General features: G+C 58.8%; 20 protein-coding genes. 12 read left to right on the top strand and 8 right to left on the bottom strand.

Going from position 1 to position 19441, the window contains the following annotated elements; genetic code table 11:
• Window positions 1–2: 2 nt before the first annotated feature.
• The 5 genes from PFY00_RS13775 to PFY00_RS13795 all read right to left on the bottom strand — a co-directional run bounded on the left by PFY00_RS13775 (window position 3) and on the right by PFY00_RS13795 (window position 2847).
• Entirely contained in the window at window positions 3–296 is a 294-nt protein-coding gene (locus PFY00_RS13775; protein ID WP_271433152.1) for a DUF6958 family protein, read from the bottom strand.
• 10 nt (window positions 297–306) lie between these two features.
• Window positions 307–741 carry a GFA family protein gene (locus PFY00_RS13780; protein WP_456300438.1) on the bottom strand — a complete coding sequence of 145 codons (435 nt, stop codon included), beginning with the start codon at window positions 739–741 and terminating at the stop codon, window positions 307–309.
• Window positions 741–1304 carry a NifU family protein gene (locus tag PFY00_RS13785; RefSeq protein ID WP_271433154.1) on the bottom strand — a complete coding sequence of 188 codons (564 nt, stop codon included), beginning with the start codon at window positions 1302–1304 and terminating at the stop codon, window positions 741–743. The genes PFY00_RS13780 and PFY00_RS13785 overlap by 1 nt, the downstream gene beginning before the upstream one ends.
• 94 nt (window positions 1305–1398) lie before the next feature.
• Entirely contained in the window at window positions 1399–1854 is a 456-nt protein-coding gene (locus PFY00_RS13790; protein ID WP_271433155.1) for a universal stress protein, read from the bottom strand.
• A 126-nt stretch (window positions 1855–1980) separates the two neighbouring features.
• The gene (locus PFY00_RS13795; RefSeq protein ID WP_271433156.1) at window positions 1981–2847 is read right to left on the bottom strand and encodes a branched-chain amino acid aminotransferase; all 867 of its coding nucleotides are present in this window, start codon (window positions 2845–2847) and stop codon (window positions 1981–1983) included.
• A gap of 257 nt (window positions 2848–3104) precedes the next feature.
• Here PFY00_RS13795 and ccrA point away from each other — a divergent pair, with 257 nt between their 5' ends.
• The 12 genes from ccrA to PFY00_RS13855 all read left to right on the top strand — a co-directional run bounded on the left by ccrA (window position 3105) and on the right by PFY00_RS13855 (window position 16817).
• Window positions 3105–4391 carry a crotonyl-CoA carboxylase/reductase gene (gene ccrA, locus PFY00_RS13800; protein ID WP_271433157.1) on the top strand — a complete coding sequence of 429 codons (1287 nt, stop codon included), beginning with the start codon at window positions 3105–3107 and terminating at the stop codon, window positions 4389–4391.
• 405 nt (window positions 4392–4796) lie between these two features.
• The gene (locus tag PFY00_RS13805) at window positions 4797–5489 is read left to right on the top strand and encodes a helix-turn-helix transcriptional regulator (RefSeq protein WP_408648467.1); all 693 of its coding nucleotides are present in this window, start codon (window positions 4797–4799) and stop codon (window positions 5487–5489) included.
• Window positions 5490–5684: 195 nt separating this feature from the next.
• A complete protein-coding gene (locus PFY00_RS13810; protein ID WP_271433212.1) occupies window positions 5685–7646 on the top strand; it encodes an AMP-binding protein in 1962 nt (653 codons plus the stop codon).
• 124 nt (window positions 7647–7770) lie between these two features.
• Window positions 7771–8586, top strand: a complete 816-nt coding sequence (locus PFY00_RS13815; RefSeq protein ID WP_271433158.1) for an ABC transporter ATP-binding protein — start codon at window positions 7771–7773, stop codon at window positions 8584–8586.
• Between the two features lie 70 nt (window positions 8587–8656).
• Complete coding sequence (locus PFY00_RS13820) at window positions 8657–9610, top strand: branched-chain amino acid ABC transporter permease (protein WP_271433159.1); 954 nt, start codon at window positions 8657–8659, stop codon at window positions 9608–9610.
• 67 nt (window positions 9611–9677) lie between these two features.
• A complete protein-coding gene (locus PFY00_RS13825) occupies window positions 9678–9926 on the top strand; it encodes a hypothetical protein (protein ID WP_271433160.1) in 249 nt (82 codons plus the stop codon).
• A 1-nt stretch (window position 9927) separates the two neighbouring features.
• The gene (locus PFY00_RS13830; protein WP_271433161.1) at window positions 9928–10200 is read left to right on the top strand and encodes a hypothetical protein; all 273 of its coding nucleotides are present in this window, start codon (window positions 9928–9930) and stop codon (window positions 10198–10200) included.
• 88 nt (window positions 10201–10288) lie between these two features.
• Window positions 10289–11365, top strand: a complete 1077-nt coding sequence (locus PFY00_RS13835; RefSeq protein ID WP_271433162.1) for a branched-chain amino acid ABC transporter permease — start codon at window positions 10289–10291, stop codon at window positions 11363–11365.
• 66 nt (window positions 11366–11431) lie between these two features.
• Entirely contained in the window at window positions 11432–12724 is a 1293-nt protein-coding gene (locus tag PFY00_RS13840) for an ABC transporter substrate-binding protein (RefSeq protein WP_271433163.1), read from the top strand.
• A 115-nt stretch (window positions 12725–12839) separates the two neighbouring features.
• A complete protein-coding gene (locus PFY00_RS13845; RefSeq protein ID WP_271433164.1) occupies window positions 12840–13664 on the top strand; it encodes an ABC transporter ATP-binding protein in 825 nt (274 codons plus the stop codon).
• A gap of 118 nt (window positions 13665–13782) precedes the next feature.
• Window positions 13783–14955, top strand: coding sequence for a phenylacetate--CoA ligase family protein (locus tag PFY00_RS13850; RefSeq protein ID WP_271433165.1), 1173 nt, complete (start codon window positions 13783–13785; stop codon window positions 14953–14955).
• Between the two features lie 116 nt (window positions 14956–15071).
• Window positions 15072–16817: a peptidoglycan-binding domain-containing protein gene (locus PFY00_RS13855; RefSeq protein ID WP_271433166.1), complete on the top strand. Its 1746-nt coding sequence runs from the start codon at window positions 15072–15074 to the stop codon at window positions 16815–16817.
• Between the two features lie 36 nt (window positions 16818–16853).
• Here PFY00_RS13855 and lpxK read toward each other — a convergent pair whose 3' ends face one another.
• From lpxK to PFY00_RS13870, 3 genes are read right to left on the bottom strand one after another with little or no spacing between them, the layout of a single operon-like run.
• Window positions 16854–17861, bottom strand: a complete 1008-nt coding sequence (lpxK, locus tag PFY00_RS13860; RefSeq protein WP_271433167.1) for a tetraacyldisaccharide 4'-kinase — start codon at window positions 17859–17861, stop codon at window positions 16854–16856.
• The gene (locus PFY00_RS13865) at window positions 17861–19081 is read right to left on the bottom strand and encodes a 3-deoxy-D-manno-octulosonic acid transferase (RefSeq protein WP_271433168.1); all 1221 of its coding nucleotides are present in this window, start codon (window positions 19079–19081) and stop codon (window positions 17861–17863) included. Before PFY00_RS13865 ends, lpxK begins: the two co-directional genes overlap by 1 nt.
• A 4-nt stretch (window positions 19082–19085) precedes the next feature.
• On the bottom strand, window positions 19086–19325 hold the full coding sequence (locus tag PFY00_RS13870; RefSeq protein WP_271433169.1) for a DUF4170 domain-containing protein: 240 nt from the start codon (window positions 19323–19325) through the stop codon (window positions 19086–19088).
• Between the last annotated feature and the right edge of the window lie 116 nt (window positions 19326–19441).

Below are 19441 nucleotides of genomic sequence, written 5' to 3' on the forward strand. Positions count from 1 at the left end.
TGTCATTCCGTTCCAAAGAACGTCAGAGGTCGCGTCGCGGCACGTTGCACCAGCCCTTTGGCTTCCAGATCCAATTGCACTGTCTTTGCCCACCAGCCCAGTGCTTTGCCCTCCGGGAACAAATCCTGCGGGACGTTCGGCAACAGGGCCTGCTTGATCTGGGCCGCCGTCATGCCGGGTGGGCCTTTGGGAAGGGCCTGCAGCATCAGGTTCCGGATCGCATAGTATTTCGCGCTGTCCACACGTTCGGTGTGGCCGGGGTGATTCACGTTTTCCACGATTGTTTTTTCGGTCATGACGTGCCCGTCAATCTTGGCCGCGCATCAAGGCGTCGCGGCCAGAGCCACTATGCTCTGGTAGTTTGCAGGATTCGTCGAGCCAAGCCAGCCGCGATTCCGCATGGCAGTGCAGGGTGGGTGCAAGTCTCTCGATCTGGTCTATCACACCCAGCGGAACATAGACCTGATCGGGCAGGTAGTCGAAGCGCGCAGCCATAGCTGATCCGCAGGTCTGGCAGGTCCACCGTTGAACACCGGTCGTGGTGACAAAGGGTTCCGGCTCAGAAGGATGCCAGCGCACAACGGTCGGGTCAAAGGTGGCAAAAGCCGGGGCAGCGGCGCCCGTCCACCGTTTGCAATCCTTGCAGTGGCAATAGCATACCGGATCCGCTGGCCCGCTCATGGATAGAAAAAGCGCGCCGCAATAGCAGCGCGCTGTAAACTGTTCGGCCTGATCGGACATTACACCGCGACCGGGCGCACCTCGGTCACTTCGGGGATGTAGTGACGCAGCAGGTTTTCAATGCCCATCTTCAGCGTCAGGGTCGACGAAGGACACCCTGCGCATGCGCCTTGCATGTGCAGGTAAACGACTCCACGCTCAAATCCGTGGAAGGTGATGTCGCCGCCGTCCTGCGCGACTGCCGGACGGACACGGCTGTCGAGCAGCTCTTTGATCTGGCCGACGATCTCGGCGTTTTCGCCGCTGTGTTCGGCATGACCACCGGCCTGTGCAGCGCCATCGGCCATGACAGGCTGGCCCGATTGGAAATGCTCCATGATCGCGCCCAGAATGGCTGGTTTCAGGTGATCCCAGTCCTGACTGTCTTCTTTTGTAACGGTGACGAAATCGGTTCCGAAAAACACGCCGGTCACACCTTCGACGGAAAACAGCCGCTGCGCGAGCGGCGAAGCCGAGGCGGCATCGGAACTCGGAAAATCCGCTGTGCCCATTTCCAGAACAGTCTGGCCGGGCAGGAATTTGAGCGTTGCCGGGTTTGGCGTGGATTCTGTTTGAATGAACATCTGGATCGCACCTTTTCTGGGGTCAGGTGGAATATGCGCTCGGCAGGGGCCAGCGTCAAGGATTGGAACGGTTCTAAACTTGCTTTGTGAAGGCTTAGGTGATGGCTTCAAGCCGTTCCTTGCTCAGATCGCCGGGCACGATCGTGATCGGGATCGGCAAAGAACCAGAGTTCTTGGTCAGTTGGGTGACCAGCGGGCCCGGGCCCTTTTTGTCCGAGGCCGCGCCCAGAACAAGCACGCCAACCTCAGGGTCGCCCTGAACATGGGCGATGATCTCGGGCACCGCGTCGCCTTCGCGAATGATCAGCTCGGGATCAACGTGCTGTTTGTCGCGCATCCATTTGGCAAAGACCTCGAAATGGGCATGAATACGTTCGCGCGCTTCTTCCCGCATCACTTCCCCGACGCCGATCCAATGGTTGAACTCATCGGGCGGGATAACCGACAGGACAGCGACGCCGCCACCGGTATGAGACGCGCGCATCGCCGCGAAGCGCATGGCATTCAGGCATTCACGGCTGTCATCGAGCACGACTAGAAACTTGCGCATGGCGATCTCCCTTGGCTGCAATCATGACCGAGGGTTCAGGCAGTGGCAAGGACCCACAGGCCAGAACCCAAAGGCCAGAACCAGACGGCGGCTGCCGGAATGTTCCCGGGCGGTTGCGCGCTCTGCTTAGACTGGCGACGAAGCGGCCCAATCCCAATACATCTCACGGACTTTCTTGGTGATCGGGCCAGACTGGTAGGAAATGTCTTCGAACCCTGTCACAGCTGTGACTTTGTTCATGTTCCCCGACAAGAAGATTTCATCAGCTTGTTCGAAATCTTCAAAGCTCAGAACACATTCATGCACGTTCATTCCGTCGGCACGCATATTTGTCATGTGCCGCGCCCGTGTGATGCCCGCAAGGAACGTGCCGTTGGCGATGGGGGTGAAAACCTCACCGTCCTTGACCATAAAGACATTGGCGGTCGCGCTTTCTGCGACATTGCCCATGGCATCTGCCACCAACGCATTGCCAAAACCGCGTGCGCGCACCTCGGCGAGCATGCGGGCATTGTTGGGGTAGAGGCATCCGGCCTTGGCATTGACCACGGCGTCTTCCATCACAGGACGGCGGAACTGGGTGCGACCAAGCGTTACAGATGCGGTGTCCGGTGCCATTGGGATTTCTTCGAGACACAAGGCAAAACCGGTTTCGGCCTTGCTTGGAACAATGGCTGACGCGTCTCCATGGATGCCCCAATACATTGGGCGAATATAAACGGCGGCATCATCTGAATAGGCCGAAAGCCCTTCGAGCGCGATTTGCACCATGTCTTCTGTCGTCACGGTTGGCGTGATCATCAAGGCCTCGGCCGAACGGTTCACACGCGCGCAATGTGCCTGCAAATCCGGTGTCTTTCCCTGAACGCGGCGGGCACCATCAAACACCGATGAACCCAACCACGCACCGTGATCACCGGCGCGCATGATCATGGCGTCGCCATCGTGCCATTGGCCGTTGAAATAGGTCCGAATATTCTTGCCGGTTGCCATGGTGAGCCTTTCCTGTTTCCGGCAGCCTAGGCAGCCGCCTGCACGAGGTAAAGGGCGATCGGAACAGGTAACCTGTGGACCTGAGACAAAAAATGCCGCGCGCGCGAAGGGTATTCTGCGGTTGCGGGGTTATAAAATTACAAAATGGGGTGCAAAACGGTTGCAATGTTACTTTGTGGCGCGTATTCGTTCCCCATCAATTCGATTCTGCAGCGCAGAACGCCCACTCTACGGCACGCAATTACAGGAGGCCCATCATGGCTCTGGACGTTCAAAACGGCATCGCACAGTACGATGCGCCCGAAAAAGATCTGTATGAGATCGGTGAGATGCCGCCGCTGGGTTACGTGCCCAAAAAAATGTATGCTTGGGCGATCCGCCGCGAACGCCACGGTGAGCCTGAGCAGAGCTTTGAGCAGGAAGTCGTAGACACCTGGGAAATCGACAGCAATGAAGTGCTGGTTCTGGTTATGGCTGCGGGCGTGAACTACAACGGTGTCTGGGCCGGTCTGGGTCAGCCGATCAGCCCCTTTGATGGGCATGGCGCGCCGTACCATATTGCCGGTTCGGATGCTTCTGGGATCGTATGGAAAGTCGGCGAGAAAGTGACTCGCTGGAAAGTCGGCGACGAGGTCGTGATCCACTGCAATCAGGACGACGGCGACGACGAAGAATGCAACGGTGGTGACCCGATGATGTCACCCAGCCAGCGTATCTGGGGCTACGAGACTCCGGATGGCTCTTTCAGCCAGTTCACCAAGGTGCAAGCGCAGCAGTTGATGCCGCGTCCCAAGCACCTGACATGGGAAGAAAGCGCCTGCTACACGCTGACACTGGCCACTGCATACCGGATGTTGTTCGGCCACGCGCCGCACGACCTCAAGCCCGGTCAGAACGTTCTGGTCTGGGGTGCTTCGGGTGGTCTGGGATCTTATGCGATCCAGCTGGCAAACACGGCCGGTGCAAACGCGATTGGCGTGATCTCGGACGAAGACAAGCGCCAGTTCGTCATGGATATGGGTGCCAAGGGCGTCATCAACCGCAAAGACTTCAGCTGCTGGGGTCAACTGCCAACCGTCAACACGCCGGAATACAACACGTGGTTCAAAGAAGCGCGCCGCTTTGGCAAGGCGATCTGGGAAATCACCGGCAAGGGCAACAACGTTGACATGGTGTTCGAACATCCCGGTGAGGCAACTTTCCCGGTTTCGAACCTCGTTTGCAAAAAGGGCGGCATGGTTGTGATCTGCGCAGGTACGACCGGTTTCAACTGTACCTTTGACGTGCGGTACACCTGGATGCACCAAAAGCGCCTTCAGGGTAGCCACTTTGCCCATCTCAAGCAGGCCTCGGCCGCGAACCACCTGATGGTCGAGCGCCGTCTGGATCCGTGCATGTCCGAGGTGTTCCCGTGGAACGAAATTCCGCAGGCCCATACCAAGATGCTGCGCAATGAACACAAGCCGGGCAACATGTCGGTTCTGGTTCAGGCCCCAACAACCGGCCTGCGGACACTTGAAGACGCGCTCGAAGCGCGCAAGTAAACAAGCCCGCCGTGTGACACGGCAAAAGGCGAAATTGGAACACCCGCGAATCGCAAAGAGCGACGCGGGTGTTTCCGTTTTGGGGGCGTTTTATTCAAATTCAATGCATTCCGATTTGCTCCCTCCCCAGAATTGGGGAGGAGAATTACGCGAATGTTAACCAAAATCACCGCATGTTATGGTTGTATTAATTCATCGTTAACTAAATCTGAGCGAGGCTTTCCATGGGACAAGATTGGATACTGGACGTACTGACAGACCTGAAGACCTTTGCGCGCGCGAACGGGCTGCCGTCTTTGGCGGCTCAGCTCGAAGATGCAACATTTGTTGCCCAGGCTGAAATGACGTCCCTTGGGAAGGGAAAGCCTCTTGGGATTATTGGGGAGCATACCGCAGCTCGACACATTGATCGGGCGACTGGAGTGCGCGGAAACGCTTGATGAGTTGCAAGCTGTCATAACCGAACTGCGGGACCGGCTCGGTGTTGATCACATCGTTTATCACTGGGTCAGCAGTTCCGGCGAACAATACGGTTGCGGCACGTATGACCCTGTTTGGGTCGCTCGCTATCTGGAAAAGGGTTATCTGCGGATCGATCCGGTGGTGCAGGGGTGCTACCAGCGGTTCCATCCGGTCGATTGGAAACGGTTGGACTGGTCCGGCAAGGCAGCCCGTGCCTTTCTGAGTGATGCGATTGCGCATGGGGTCGGCAATCAGGGGTTTTCGATCCCGATCCGTGGCCCGAACGGGCAGTTCGCGCTTTTCACCGTCAGCACGACCTGTTCCGACGAGGCGTGGGAGGTTTTCACCGAAAGCAGCCGGCGCGACCTGATCCTGATGGCGCACTACTTCAATCAAAAGGCGCTGGACCTGGAACCGGGGCGCACGCCCGAACCGGCGCCGACCCTGTCCCCACGAGAGGTTGAAGCCATGACGATGCTGGCCATCGGATACAGCCGCGCGCAGGCCGCAGATACATTATCGATCTCGGAACACACATTGCGCGTCTACGTGGAAAGCGCACGTTTCAAACTGGGTGCGATGAACACAACCCATGCTGTCGCACGAGCGCTCAGCCGTGGTTTGATCGTCGTCTAAATCGGCTGCCCGAAACCCGTAGCGCAACACTCTGCATTTGATGCAGCACTAATAAATAATATTATTGCGTTGACCGTGACGCTTCTCCTTGGTCAACTACGCGTAAGAATCGCGAAATATTAGCGATCTACCCGGAAAATGGGTTATGCCGATGGCTTAGGCCTGAAAGGCAAAGGGAGGAGAATTTTGGGGTACTTGTCTGAGGGCGCAGAGGGACTGCGTTCGGTTCCGGCTTTGTTGCACCGCAACGCGAAGGCTTTTGGCGACTGCCCGGCCTATCGCGAAAAGGAATTTGGGATCTGGCAAAGCTGGACCTGGGCCGAAGCTGCCGAGGAAATCGAAGCGCTGGCGCTCGGGCTGTTGAACCTTGGGGTCAACAAAGGCGATTACATCGCCATCATCGGTCGCAATCGTCCATCGCTGTACTGGTCGATGGTATCGGCTCAGATGGTAGGTGCAGTTCCGGTTCCGCTCTATCAGGACGCTGTGGCCGAAGAAATGGAATACGTGCTGAGCCATTGTGGGGCACGCTTCGTCATCGCCGCCGATCAGGAACAGGTCGACAAGGTCATCGAAATCCAGGATCAACTGCAACAGTTCGAGCATATGATCTACGTCGACCCACGGGGCCTGCGTAAATATGATCACAGCCAGTTGCACCAGTTCAGCCACGTACAGGAACAGGGCTGCGCAGCGCGGGATGAATTTGCACCGGAACTGGAACGCCGGCAGGCTGAGCTGGACTACGACAGCACCTGCGTGATGCTCTATACTTCGGGCACGACGGGCAAACCCAAGGGGGTGGTTCTGTCCAACCGCAACATCATCGAGAGTGGCAAAAGCAGTTCGGAATTCGACAATCTGCGCCGTGACGACGAGGTGTTGGCTTATCTGCCCATGGCTTGGGTGGGCGATTTCATCTTTTCCATCGGTCAGGCCTATTGGACAGGCTTTTGCGTGAATTGCCCGGAATCGGCGGATACACTGATGACCGATCTGCGCGAAATCGCCCCGAGCTACTACTTTGCTCCGCCCCGCGTGTTCGAGACACAGCTGACGCAGATCATGATCCGGATGGAAGATGCGAGCCCGCTCAAGCAGCGGATGTTCAAATACTTCATGGAACATGCGCGCAAGGTCGGGCCGGCTATTCTGGATGGGGAAAGTGTCAATGGGCTGGACCGTCTGAAATACCGTCTGGGCGAGTTTCTGGTCTACGGCCCGCTCAAGAATGCAATGGGGTTCTCAAAGGTGCGCGTGGGCTATACGGCCGGTGAAGCGATTGGCCCGGAAATCTTTGATTTCTATCGGTCTTTGGGCATCAACCTCAAACAGCTGTACGGTCAGACAGAGGCCTCGGTCTTTATCACCATCCAGCCGGATGGCGAGGTGCGTAGCGATACCGTGGGCGTTCCTGCACCAGGCGTCGAACTGCGTATCGCCGACAATGGTGAGGTGTACTACCGCTCGCCGGGAACATTTGTGGAGTACTACAAAAACGCCGAAAGCACCGCCGACACCAAAGACCCTGAAGGTTGGGTGGCCACGGGGGACGCGGGCTTTATCGAAGATGCGACCGGGCATCTGCGGATCATCGACCGGGCCAAGGATGTGGGCAAAATGGCTGATGGGGGCATGTTTGCACCCAAGTATGTTGAAAACAAACTGAAGTTTTATCCCAACATTCTGGAAGCCGTGGTCTTTGGCGCGGGCCGAGACCGCTGCACTGCCTTTATCAACATCGATCTGACGGCGGTTGGGAACTGGGCCGAACGCAACAACATTGCCTATGCGTCCTATCAGGAACTGGCGGGTCATCCGCAGGTTCTGGGTGCAATTCAGGAGCATATCGAAGCGGTCAACGAAAGCGTGGCACAGGATGAAATGCTATCCGGCTGTCAGGTCCACCGGTTCCTTGTTCTGCACAAGGAACTGGATGCGGATGACGGGGAGCTGACCCGCACCCGCAAAGTGCGCCGCAAGATCATCGGCGAGAAATTCGAAGATCTGGTGAACGCGCTCTATGACGGGTCCAATGAGATCTATACCGAGACCGAAGTGACCTATGAAGATGGTCGTAAGGGCAAGATCACCGCGACGCTTGAGATCCGCGACGCAAAGGTGGTGCCGGCGGGTCAAAGGATGGCAGCGGAATGACGGGCCGCTTGTTCTGCGAACATCGCCCCGCCCGCCATCCCGCAGGTGCTTTTGCGGGTGGACCTGCAGCCTGTGAGGCGGGTGGTTCTATGCGTATTTTTCAAAAGAAGAAGCAGGGTGCGTGATGCTGGATACTAGCGAAGGGTACGTCACCGAAGACGGACGCCAGATTGGTGGCGTGTTGATGGAGATGCGTGACATTACCCTGAAGTTTGGCGGGGTAACCGCGATCAACGATATCTCTTTTGATATTCGGGAAGGGGAAATCCGCGCGATCATCGGACCCAATGGTGCCGGGAAGTCGTCGATGCTGAATATCATCAGCGGGTTTTACACACCGACTATTGGAGAGCTTTGGTACAAGGGGGCCAAGCGCCCGCCGATGAAGCCTTTTGAAGTGGCTCGCATGGGGGTGGCTCGGACGTTTCAGAACATCGCCCTTTTTGAAGGCATGAGCGTTCTGGACAACGTCATGACCGGGCGTCTGACCCATATGAAGGCCGGTGTTTTCAGTCAGGCGCTTTGGTGGGGTAAGGCGCGGGACGAAGAGATCGCGAACCGCGAAAAGGTCGAGAAAGTCATCGATTTTCTTGAGATCCAGAATATCCGGAAAACGCCGGTCGGCCGTCTGCCATATGGTCTCAAGAAGCGGGTCGAACTGGCGCGGGCGCTGGCCGCCGAGCCGTCGATCCTGCTGCTGGATGAGCCCATGGCGGGGATGAACGTTGAAGAGAAAGAGGACATGAGCCGCTTTATCCTCGATGTGAACGACGAATTCGGCACAACGATCGCCTTGATCGAGCACGACATGGGTGTCGTCATGGACCTGAGCGATCGCGTGGTCGTCATGGACTATGGCAAGAAGATCGGTGACGGCACGCCAGATGAGGTGCGCGGAAATCAGGATGTGATCGACGCGTATCTGGGGGTATCGCACTGATGGAGCACAGTATTCACAAGACAATCATTGACGGTGCAGGGCGCGTGGACGCCGTTGCAAAGGGGGCGCCATGCTGAGCGATATCTTTATCAACCCGTTCGTGGACATGGTCGCCGCGCCGGATTTCCTGATGCAGGTGCTGTGGGAGGGACTTGTCTCGGGCATCCTCTATGCCCTGATTGCCTTGGGGTTCGTGTTGATCTTCCGCTCGTCGCGGATTTTCAATTTTGCGCAGGGCATCATGGTGGTGTTCGCGGCGCTGACGCTGGTGGGGCTGCATGCCTATGGGGTTCCCGCCTGGATCAGTGTCGCGCTGACGCTTGGGGTGATGTTCGTGCTTGCCGTCACGATCGAACGGGTCGTGCTTCGACCTCTGGTGGGGCAGCCTGATATCATTCTGTTCATGGCCACAATCGGGATCACGCTGTTTCTGATTGGCTTTGGCGAGACGATCTTTGGCGGTGAAAACAAACAGATGATCACGGCCGAACTGGGCATTCCCACTGGTGATACGGTGTTGGAGCCCTTTGGCGGGCTGTTGATCCTGCAACATCTGGACATCACCGTTGTGATCGTTGCGACACTGTTGGTTGGCGCATTGCTGGCGTTCCTGAATTACACGCGCATGGGCCGTGCGATCCGGGCGCTGGGGGATGATCACCAGGCGGCCCTGTCTGTGGGTATCAGCCTGCAGACAATCTGGGTTCTTGTCTGGTTCATTGCCGGCATCATCGCGTTGGTCACGGGCATTGCCTGGGGCGCGCGGGCGGGTGTCAGCTTTGCCCTTGAGGTCATTGCCTACAAAGCGTTGCCGGTTCTGATGTTGGGCGGGCTTGAATCGATCACGGGCGCAATCGTTGGCGGTTTGATGATCGGCATTCTTGAAAAGCTGTTCGAAATCTATTGGGGCCAACCATTGCTGGGCGGCAATACCGAGACATGGTTTGCCTTTGTCCTGGCGCTGGTGGTGCTGCTTTTCCGTCCGCAGGGTCTGTTTGGAGAACGCATCATCGAAAGGGTCTAGAGCAGCGCGGAGCGCGCTGCATTCGATGAACGAGTGGCAGTCTTGACTGCTGAGGGGAACACCGCAAATGGCAAAAATGATCGCAATTCTGAATGTCGTCGCATGGTCTGGCTTTTGGGCCTTTGGTTATCTTGCTTTGACGTCGGATGCCGGTGAAGCGGGCCGGATGGTGACCGCAGTTGCATTGGCAGCAGTCGGAGCCGGGCTCGGGATGTGGGCGTGGTTCTGGATCGTGAGGCATACCGAGCAGATTGGATATGCCAAGCCTTCGGCAAGCCGCGCACGCTTTGAATTGGACGAGGGGCTGGGGGGCTGACATGAACACCAAGAGAAAAACCGGTACAGCCAGCAGGCCGACACCAAACAGCCGCCCCGAGACGGCCGATCTGGCCCGCGGGGCCAATGGTTTGGGCGAGGATACTGATGTGGACGAGATCGCGCGTGGCATTCTGACGGCCCAGATGCGGGTCATGAACACCATGATGCAGACTTCGGCTGATATGACTGCAACCGGACTTCGGGCCATGACGCAGTTCTGGACAATGGGTTTGCCGGGCAAACGCAGCGACAGCAAGGAACGGTTCAAATGATGTCACCGTTTTGTAGCCATAGACAGTCCGTGACACCGGCCGTTTGCCGGGTGGGCGAAACAGAGAATACCAAAAGGGAGGCGCGCTAGTGCTTTACAGAACCGCAGGTCAGTTCAAGACCTCATACGAGGCCGATCAGGCGCTGTTCCCAGTCAAGCAGGATGCCTTTTTGCTGGGCATCATCATGTTGTTTGCCTTGGTGATCTTTCCTCTGACAGCCAGTGAATTTGCGTTTCAGACAATGCTCATTCCGGTGATGATCTATGCGCTGGCGGCGCTGGGTTTGAACATTCTGACGGGTTTTGCCGGCCAGCTGAGTCTGGGAACCGGGGCCTTCATGGGGGTCGGAGCCTATGCCTGCTACAAGATGGTTACCTTGATGCCTTGGATGAACCCGATCGTAGCGATCCTGCTTTCAGGCTTTTTCAGCGCCGGTGTCGGCGTGATGTTTGGCATCCCCAGTCTGCGGATCAAGGGCTTCTACCTTGCGATTGCCACGCTTGCGGCGCAGTTCTTTCTGGTCTGGCTCTTTGAGAAATGGGCCTGGCTTTACAACTACAACGCATCCGGTGCGATCCAGGTGCCTAACCTCGATATTTTTGGCGTTTACGTGACCGGGCCGCAGGCCGACAGCATGGTTCAGTACTATGTGGTGTTGGGCATCGTTGCGCTTATGACCATGCTTTGCATCAACCTGACACGCGGCACGCTGGGCCGGACGTGGAAGGCGACGCGTGACATGGATATCGCGGCGGAATTGATTGGCATCAACCTGATGAAGTCCAAACTGACCGCCTTTGCCATCTCCAGCTATATCGTCGGTGTGGCAGGCGCGCTGTATGTCTTCATGTGGAAGGGCGCAGCCGAGCCGAACCTGTTCGACATTCCGCTGTCGTTTCAGGTGCTCTTCATCGCGATTATCGGTGGATTGGGATCAGTGCTCGGTAACTATCTGGGGGCGATCCTGATTGTCGGCCTGCCGGTTGTTCTGAACCTGCTGCCGGGGGCTCTTGGGCTGTCGATCAGCTCTGCGATGGTCGAGCACCTGAACATCATGATCGTTGGTTCGCTGATCGTGTTTTTCCTGATCGTGGAGCCGCACGGGTTGAACCAGCTTTGGCGCCTGATCCGAGAAAAGCTTATCATCTGGCCCTTCCCGCACTAGGCTGGGGCCCAACAACAAGACCAATAACAACCAACAAACAGTGAAGAGATCCAAGGGAGGATACATATGAAACACTTCACCAAAATGGCCGCCGCCGCGCTGATCGCGGGTGTGACGGCAGGCGCCGCAATGGCGCAGGAGCTTTATGCCCCGAACCTCGCCTACCGCACCGGCCCCTTTGCCGCGACCGGTATCCCACTGATGAACGGTCAGGCAGACTATCTGACGATGCTGAACGCGCGCGACGGTGGTGTTGGCGGCATTCCCGTAAACGCCGAAGAATGCGAAACCGGCTATTCCACCGAAAAAGGTGTTGAGTGCTACGAGAAGACCAAGGGCAAGGCCATCGTGACCCAGCCGTGGTCGACCGGCATCACCCTGCAGGTTTTGCCCAAGACAAACGTGGACATGATCCCGATCCTTGCACCCGGCTACGGCTTTAGCCCGATGGCTGACGGCAAGGTCTTCCAGTGGGCGTTCAACACGCCGTCCGGTTACTGGGATGCCGCGGACATGATCATTCAGTACCTGTCCGGTCAGGGTGACCTGAAAGGCAAGAAGATTGCCTTCCTGCATCTCGACCACCCTTACGGCAAAGAGCCGCTTCCTCTGCTCGAAGCGAAATCCGGCGCGATGGGCTTTGAGCTGGTGCCGATTCCGGTTGGCCTGAAGGAAATGCAGAACCAGTCGGCTCAGTGGCTGCAGATTCGTCGCGAACGTCCTGACTACGTGGTCATGTGGGGCTGGGGCGCCATGAATGCGGGCGCAATCACCGAAGCCGTCAAAACCAAGTTCCCGATGGAGAACATGATTGGTGTCTGGTGGTCCGGCCACGATGCTGACCTCGCTATCGTTGGCGATGCCGGCAAAGGCTATAAGTCGATCAGCTGGTCCTTCCCGAACGCGGATGCGCCTGTCATGGCCGACATCAAGAAGCACGTGGTCGACGCGGGCCTGTCCAAGTCGAATGAGACCGAAATGCAGGGCGTCTTCTACAGCCGTGGCATCGTGATCTCTGCCATCCTCGCAGAAGGCATCACAGCGGCGCAGGCAGAGTACGACACAGCCGAGATCAGCGCCGAGCAACTGCGCTGGGGTCTTGAGAACATCAACATGACTGAAGAGCGCATCAAGGAATTGGGCCTCGAAGGCATGGTGCCGCCATTTGCAACATCCTGCTCGAACCACACCGGTCACTCGGGTGGCTGGATGCTGGAATGGGACGGCGCACAGTTCGTAAAGGTCTCCGATCACCTCAAGCCTGACACCTCGGGTTATGCCGAGCTGATCAACACCAAGGCCGCGGAATACGCCGAGGCGAACGCACCTTGGCCAACCAACGATGCCTGCGAAGGCTAAGTGAACTGTTCTCCGGCGACGCGCTGTCGTCGCCGGAGGATTTGCGTATTTGGAAAAAGAAGAAGCAGCGGATGCCGCGAGAAACCGGCCAGTCTGCACAACAGGGACACTGCCCATGCTGGATGCTGCCAAGACCGATCAGGCACTGCTTGAAGTCAACAACATCGAGGTCATCTACAACCACGTGATCCTTGTGCTGAAAGGCGTGTCACTCAAGGTGGCGCAGGGCGGTGTGACCGCGCTGCTAGGCGGCAATGGCGCGGGCAAGACGACGACGTTGAAGGCGATTTCCAACCTGCTGCATTCCGAACGCGGTGAGGTCACCAAGGGCTCGATCCTCTACAAGGGCGAACGGGTGCAGGATCTCGACCCGGCGGCGCTGGTCAAGCGCGGGGTGATCCAGGTGATGGAAGGACGCCATTGCTTTGAGCATCTGACCGTCGAAGAGAATTTGATGACCGGTGCCTACACGCGCAAAGACGGCAAAGGCGCCATCGAGGCCGATCTGGATATGGTTTATACCTATTTTCCACGCCTCAAGGAACGGCGCCGCTCGCAGGCCGGATACACATCCGGTGGCGAGCAGCAGATGACGGCCGTGGGCCGGGCTCTGATGTCGCGCCCCGAAATGATCCTGCTGGACGAGCCGAGCATGGGGCTCGCGCCGCAGCTGGTGGAGCAGATCTTTGAGATCGTGAAGACCATTAATGAAAACGAAGGGGTCAGCTTCTTGCTGGCTGAACAGAATACAAATGTTGCGCTGCGCTATGCGCATCAGGGCTACATTCTGGAAAACGGGCGCGTCGTGATGGAAGGCCCAGCAGCCGAATTGCGCGAAAACCCGGACGTCAAGGAATTCTACCTCGGAATGTCGGAAGAAGGCCGGAAGTCTTTCCGCGATGTGCGCAGCTACCGGCGCCGCAAGCGTTGGTTGGCATAACCCGGGGCAGCCCTGCTGTCTTCTTTGTGCTGAAAATATCCCGGGGAGTTTGAGGGGCAGGCCCCTCAAGGCCGACCTTGGGACCTTATCCATTCGCCCGCATAACTTGGAGGCCGCCATGACATCCTATTTTGACGATCTTGAAACGCGTTCGCAGGATGCGCGCGAAGCCGCGCAGCTTGTCGCGCTCAACACGCAGCTTGCAAAGCATGGCATGGATGCTGTGGGTGACTTGTCGGGCCTCGCGGGCCTGCCCGTCCTGCGCAAGGCCGACCTCGTTGGACGTCAGAAAGCGCAACCACCATTTGGTGGTTTGCCGGTTTCCAACCTGTCACATGTTTTTCAAAGCCCCGGCCCAATCTACGAGCCCGGTGGCGCGAGCCATGACTGGTGGCGCATGGGCCGGTTTTTGCATGCAGTGGGGATCGGAGCCGGCGACATTGTGCAAAACTGTTTCGGTTATCACCTGACCCCGGCTGGCACGATTTTCGAATCCGGCGCCCGCGCGGTCGGGGCGGCGGTCTTGCCTGCAGGGACGGGGCAGACCGAACTGCAGGCGCAGGCGGCCCACGACATTGGCATCACGGCCTACGCTGGCACGCCGGATTATCTCAAGGTTATCCTCGAGAAGGCGGATGAAATGGGATTGAAGCTCGGGATCACGCGTGCGGCCGTCGGCGGTGGTGCGTTGTTCCCGTCGCTGCGCGACTGGTATGCAGATCGCGGCATAACCTGCCTTCAGTGCTATGCTACAGCCGACCTTGGAAACGTGGCATACGAAAGCCCGGCCATGGAAGGGATGATCATTGACGAACATGGCATTGTCGAGATCGTCACGCCCGGAACCGGCGATCCGGTTGAAGAAGGCGAGGTTGGCGAAGTTGTCGTCACCACGCTGAATCCTGATTACCCACTGGTGCGCTTTGCGACGGGTGATCTGTCGGCCATGCTGCCGGGTATCAGTCCATGCGGTCGCACCAACGGCCGGATCAAAGGATGGATGGGGCGCGCCGATCAGACAACCAAGATCAAGGGTATGTTCGTGCGTCCGGAGCAGGTCGCGCAGTTGGTAGAGCGCCACCCCGAGATTACCCGCGCCCGCGTCGTGGCCAGTCGTGAAGGCGAGATGGATGTGATGACTGTCCGGCTCGAAGCCGAAGGCGGCGATCTGTCGGCCTTCGAGGCCTCTGTGGCGGAAGTGTTGAAACTGCGTGGCACGGTTGAGGTGCTGCCGGTCGGCGGATTGCCGCGCGACGGGCTGGTTATTGAAGATCTGCGCAACTACGACTGATTTTCTCCCTATGGGCCAGCGTCGCTCTTGGCTAGGCTGGTGATGTGACAGTTGGCTGTGTCCTGCCTGTTGGCGGGCGTTTGCCGTTGTTTGCTGACGGACTTGGGAGGAACAGGATGTTTTATGCGAAATCCGGGCGCGCTGGCGCCATACGCGGACTGGCCGGGGTCAGTCTTGCGCTGGGCTTGGGCGGTGCGACTGCAGCTTTGGCCGAGGGCGATGCACTGGTTATCGGGAATTCAGGCTACGAAGGGCTTCAGCTGCTGACCGGTGCCTTCCAGATTGAGCGCACCTTGGAGAGGCTGGATAACCGCGGCTTTGAGACCGAGGTCGCACGGGACGGCAATTCCCGAGACATGCGGGTTTCTTTCCTCAAGTTCGTTGAAGGGATCGACGCGGATACCGAAAGCCTCGTGGTCGTTCTCAGAGGGGCCTTTGTGCATGGCGCTTCTGATGCGTATCTGTTGCCGGTTGAACAGGATATTCCGGAGAACCCGGGGCGTATTCTGACAAGCTCGCTGTCGCTGGATTCTGTCATGACCGTTCTGGCGGCATATCCGGGCCGGGCCTTTCTGGTTTTGGGTGAAGAGGCGCAAGACGCCGACTACGGCGCTTTTCTTGAGGCCGGGTTGGGCGATCTGGATATCCCTCAGGGTGTGACCGTGGTGCGCGGTCCGGGGGCAGATGTGATGCGGTTTGCCGCGACGGATATGCTGTCACGGGGACGCCCCCTCAGCAGCACGGTGCGGCGCTACGAAATCGATCTACTTGGATATGCACCAAAGGATATCACCATTGTCCCCGCGCGCGATGACGCCGCTGCAACGGGGCAGGTGGATGCTGACGCCGGAGAACAACAGCCCGATGCAGACGACTTGGCGGCTGCGGCCCGGGCAGCCGAAGCGGCGGACAATGCCGCGTGGCGGCTGGCCCAGCAGGCCGACACCCTCGTTGGGTATCAGACTTATCTGCAGGGACATCCGCAAGGACAGCACGCGGCTGCTGCACGCCAACGGATCAAGGCGATCGATGACGAGCCATTCTATCAGGACCGCCGCACCGAAGAACGTCTGGAGCTGTCTCGAGATGCCCGGCGCGACATTCAACGCGATCTCACGATTCTGGGCTACAACACACGTGGAATTGACGGGATCTTTGGCCGGGGCACACGGGGTGCCATCCAGAATTGGCAGCGCGCGATATCGGTCCGGGCGACGGGATATCTGACCGCGCCTCAAATCAACCGGCTGGATCGCGCGGCAACGGCGCGTGCGGCCGAGCTGGAAGAAGAAGCACGCCTGCGCCGCGAAGAACAGGAACGTCAGGACCGTGCCTTGTGGCGGCAGGTTCAGGCCGATCCTGAAGAGGCCGCTCTGCGCGAGTATCTGGAGCGCTACCCCGAGGGAATTTATGCGCAAGAAGCCCGTAGCTTGTTGGAGCAGATCGAAGCCCGCCGCGCCGAACGCGCGGCCCGTGCTGATCGCAACGATTGGCGTGCAGCACGCGAGGCCGACACCATCAGTGCCTACCGCAGCTATCTGGAAAAGCGTCCGGGCGGGGCGTTTCAGGCCGAGGCCAAAGCACGCATTCGCGAATTGGAGCGTGCGGCTGAGCAGGAACAGAATGCATCGCGTGCAAGTCAGGCCGAGCGTGCTTTGAACCTTAACCCGGTTGCCAAGCGTTTGGTTGAGGCCCGCCTGACCCAGCTGGGTCTCAAGCCCGGCGTGGTAGATGGCAATTTCGACCAGAACACGCGCCGTGCAATCCAAAAGTATCAGCAGGCACGGGGTATCCGGGCGACCGGTTATCTGGATGAAGAAACCATCATTCGCCTGTTGGCGGGCGGTGTCGGAAACCGCTGATCGTCAACCGTCGGCAAACCGACGAATCGTCGTTTTCTAGGACCCGGTCTTGCTTGGCAGGATCGGGTCCAACATTTCATCCAGCTTCGCCTTTTGGTGCAGGGTCAGCCGAACTGGCAGAGTCAGCACTTTCTGGCGGAACTCGTCAGGCAGACGCACCGCATCCTTTTCAGTGGTGACGAGCTGAGCGCCGATCATTTGCGCTTCCTTTTCCAAGCGGGTCATCAGGGCTGCGGTCAGGAGCTGGTGATCCTCCAGCGCCTCTGCACGCTTTATGTTGGCCCCGAGCGCGCGGAGCGTGGCAAAGAACTTTTCCGGATGGCCTATGCCCGCGAAGGCAAGTGCTGGCAGACCATCCCAGTCCATTCCGGTTTGCAAAGGCTCCAGCGACCCGGTCAAATGCGGTAGCGAAATCTGGTCCTTCCACGTCTCAGAGAACCGGGTTTGCGCGCCTTGTGATCCGATGGAAAGTACCAGATCGCCGCGCGCCATCCCGGCTGAAACCGGCTCGCGCAGAGGGCCTGATGGCATGCAGCGACCGTTTCCGAACCCGGCGACGGCATCCACGACAATGATAGACAGATCCTTGAAAACACTCGGATTCTGAAAGCCGTCGTCCAGAATGATAGCCTGCGCTCCGGCGGCTTCTGCGGCTTTTGCGCCTGCGGCTCGGTCCTTGGCGACCCACGCCGCCGTAAAGGCCGCGATCAGCAGCGGTTCGTCGCCAACGTCTTCGGCACTGTGCACTGCCGGATCAACACGCACCGGGCCGGACAGGCGCCCGCCATACCCGCGTGAGACCACATGCGCCGTGATACCGCGGTCGGCCAGGTGTTGGACCAATGCGATGACGGTTGGCGTCTTTCCGGTTCCACCCGCGTTGATATTGCCCACGCAGATCACCGGGACCGAGGCGCGATGCGCCGCCGCGCGGTTTGCACGGCGGGCTGTCGCGGCAGCTGTCAGCGCCGCCAATGGGCTGAGAAGTCGGGCCCGAAGGCCGGGTTGATCAGGGGCATTTGACCAGAACCGAGGTGGCCGCATCAGACGCGCTCCTTCCGATCAAGCTCTTCGCAGATTTCGTTCACAACCTGATCCACCAGCGCTGCGCTGGCGGTTGCCACATCCCACCCCGCATGGGCCATGGCCGCGGCCTGATCCGGTGCTGTCAGATTGGTCAGCGCGCTGGCCAGAGAATCTGCGTCACGGACAATTCGGGCGGCGCCTGCCTCGACAAGTCTGGTGTATCCCGCAAGATGTCCGCCGACGTTTGGCCCGTACAAAATCGCAGTGCCCAGAGCAGCGGCTTCCATAGGGTCGTGACCGCCGTGACCGGCCACAAGAGATCCACCAAGAAAAGCCAAAGGCGCCAGACGGTACCACATCCCCAGTTCTTCGGGCCCTTCTGCCATCAGAACCATGGTGTTGTCGTCAAGCGTTTCGCCTGCATCCCAGTTCGCGCAGCGCATCTGCTCGGCTTCGACAGCCCGGGCGATTGCTGGTGCCTCTGCCTCGTCATGCGGCACGATGATCAGCAGCAATCGATGGGCCATGCGTACGGCGCGTCTGTGGGCTCTTAGAATGTCGTTCACTTCGGCAGCGCGCAGGCGTGCAGCCAGCCACACCGGGCGGCCGCCCAAAAGGCCGGCCAATTCCTCGCGGCTGTCTTCGTCGCAGCCCAAAGGCACGCCTGTGTCCAGCAATGGCCCGGATATGCGCAAATGATTGGGCGCGACACCCAAGCGGCGCAGGTCGCGGCCTGCCTGCGGTGTCGTTGCGTGAATTTTGTGGAACAAGGCAAGCGTTGCCGGAGCCGGATCAGGCAACCAACGTGGGGCAGGGCTGGACCAAGGTGCATTTTCCGCATCCAGTGCAACCAATTGCGCACCCTGTTCCCGCAGGCTGTGCAGGAGCGCCGGGCGCAGTGATTTCTGGCCGACCCACAGCACGATGTCCGGGCGCAGCGCGGCGGCGAATTCTTCGCAGGCGCTGGCCCGCTCGGGCGGCAGATCTGCGCCAGTCATGGCAGTGTCTGCGGCATGGGCGGCGGCACTGCCGAAAAGGATTACCTGGATTTCTGGCCGTTGGTACAAAAGCCGCGAGCAAAGCGCCGCAAGCGCATGACCCTGCGACGGCGTTTCGCCATAGGCCATGACCACTGGCCCCGATCCACGATCCGGCAGCAATGGAGGGTGTTCAGCCGGCGCTTGGGCGCCACGCGCAAAGGTCAGGTAGGCTGACAGGCTCAGCGCGCGGCGGCTCATGATATTAGCCCAGTTCCTCGGTCGAGGACGCGGCGGCCTCTTCGTCGCGCAGGCGATGCAGATGGGCGATGAAATACCGCATATGGGCGTTGTCGACCGTGCGCTGGGCTTCGGCCTTCCATGCGTTGAAGGCCGATTCATAGTCCGGGAAGATGCCGACAACGTGGATGTCGTCCACGTCGCGAAAGACAGTTTTGGTGGGGTCTTCCAGCTCGCCGCCAAAGACCAGATGAAGCCGTTGCATGGCATATTCCTTTAATAGAAGCCGTTTGAGCCGGAGCCTACCTTATGGCGGTGCGGCGTCAAGCAAAGCCCCGGCGATCAGGGGCGGCCAGAGTTCTGATTTTTGGATTAGCCTCA

Origin of the sequence: Thalassococcus lentus, assembly GCF_028023555.1 — a bacterium.
Taxonomy (GTDB): Bacteria; Pseudomonadota; Alphaproteobacteria; order Rhodobacterales; family Rhodobacteraceae; genus Thalassococcus_A; species Thalassococcus_A lentus.